The sequence below is a fragment of the Xanthomonas sp. SHU 199 genome, assembly GCF_000364665.1.
GTDB classification, from domain to species: domain Bacteria; phylum Pseudomonadota; class Gammaproteobacteria; order Xanthomonadales; family Xanthomonadaceae; genus Xanthomonas_A; species Xanthomonas_A sontii.
The window spans coordinates 1-1960 of sequence record NZ_AQOI01000834.1 but is presented as its reverse complement, the minus strand read 5'-3'; the positions used below and the strand labels follow the sequence as shown (position 1 = coordinate 1960).

2 protein-coding genes are annotated in these 1960 nt (G+C 69.0%); both read right to left on the bottom strand.

Annotated elements, in window-relative coordinates:
* The coding region (gene mutL / locus D183_RS0122850; protein WP_017911048.1) for a DNA mismatch repair endonuclease MutL at positions 1-1023 on the bottom strand (1023 nt) is incomplete at its 3' end.
* Positions 1024-1157: 134 nt separating this feature from the next.
* Positions 1158-1960: N-acetylmuramoyl-L-alanine amidase (locus tag D183_RS0122845; RefSeq protein ID WP_017911047.1), on the bottom strand; the 803-nt coding region annotated here is incomplete at its 5' end.

The window sequence follows — 1960 nt, the reverse complement described above, 5'->3', positions numbered from 1 at the left end:
TTCGGCACCGAGCGTGCCCGGCAGGCTGCCGGCACGGGTCTGCGCCAGCGCATCCTGCAGCGTGCGGTAGACGAAATCATGGATCAGCCGCGCGTCGCGGAAGCGCACCTCGTGCTTGGCCGGATGCACGTTGACGTCGACCCGCGCCGGCTCCAGTTCCAGGAACAGCACATAGGCCGGCTGGCGGCCATGGAACAGCACGTCGCCGTAGGCCATCTTCACCGCATGGGCGACACTGCGATCGCGCACCGAGCGGCCGTTGACGTAGAGGTATTGCTGATCGGCGCTAGCGCGCGAGTAATGCGGCTGCGCAATCCAGCCATGCAGGCGCAGGCCGGCACCGCTGTGGTCCACGCGCAGCGCCTGCTTTGCGAAGTCTTCGCCCAGGGTCTCGCCCAGGCGCGCGTCCGAGTACAGATCGCCCGGCTTGTAGCGCCGCGACGGCTTGCCGTTGTGCGAGACGCGCAGCTCTACGTCCGGGCGCGCCAGCGCCAGCGAACGCAGCCACTCCTCGATGTGGCCCAGTTCGGTGCGTTCGGCGCGCAGGAACTTGCGCCGCGCCGGCACGTTGTAGAACAGCTCGCGGACCTCGACCAGGGTGCCCGGCGGCAATGCGCGCGGCTGCACCTCGCCGACCTTGCCGCCTTCGACCTGCAGGGCAGCGCCGTGTTCGTCGCCGGCACGGCGCGAGGCCAGGGTGAAGCGGCTGACCGAGGCGATCGACGGCAACGCTTCGCCGCGAAACCCGAGCGTGCCCACCGATTCCAGGTCGTCCAGCGAGGCGATCTTGCTGGTCGCGTGCCGCGAGATGGCCAGCGGCAGTTCCTCGGGCGCGATGCCGCCACCGTCGTCGCGGATGCGGATCAGGCGCACGCCGCCTTCTTCCAGATCGATGTCGACGCGGTGCGCACCGGCGTCCAGCGCGTTCTCCACCAGTTCCTTGACGACAGAGGCCGGACGCTCGACCACTTCGCCGGCAGCGATCTGGTTGATCAGGATCTCGGGTAGCTGACGGATGCTCATGCCGTCCCCGCTCCATGCGCACACAGACGCGCGCCGGTCGAGGCGACAGGACGAAAACGACAGCAGAAGAAGAACATCGGCACGGCTCGCGGCGCGGACGCCGTCATCGAGGATCAGCCGTTAATGATAGCGCCTCAGCGGCTGCCGCCGGCCACCGTGCTGGCCGCTTCCGCCTCGGCCTGCGCGCGCGCGGCGAACAGCGTGCCCGGCGGCGGCTGCCGGGTGAAGAAGGTGCTGACGCCATCGAGCACGGCACCGGCGATGCGGCGCTGGTAGGCCGGATCGGTCAGCCGGCGTTCTTCGTCCGGGTTGGAGATGAAGGCGGTCTCGACCAGCATCGCCGGCATGTCCGAGGTGCGCAGCACCGCGAAGTTCGCGCGCTCGATCTCCGGCTTGTGGTTGTTGCCGATCCGCTTCAGCCCGCCCAGCACTTGCTCGGCCGCATCTTCGGAGGACTTCATGTGGCCGCTCTGGGCCAGGTCCAGCAAGACGTTGGCCAGAGTGCTGTCGGTCTTCTGCAGGCGCACGCCACCGATCAGGTCGGCGGCGTTTTCCTTGTCCGCCAGCCAGCGCGCGCGCTGCGAGGACGCGCCCTTGGTCGACAGCACGTACACCGAGGAGCCGGTCGCGCTGCGGTTCTCGGCCGCGTCGGCGTGGATCGAGATGAAGATGTCGGCCTTGGCCGCACGCGCCTTCTGCGCGCGCATCGGCAGAGGAATGAACACGTCGGTGGTGCGGGTCATGTAGGCCTTCATGCCCGGCGTGGCGTTGATCTGGCGCGCCAGTTCGCGGCCGATCGCCAGGGTCACGTCCTTCTCGTGCTTGCCGGTCGGACCGCTGGCACCGGGATCCTGGCCGCCATGGCCGGGATCGATGGCCACGATCAGCGGACGCATGCCGGGCGCCATCTTCACCCGCGAGGCCGCGCTCGGCATCA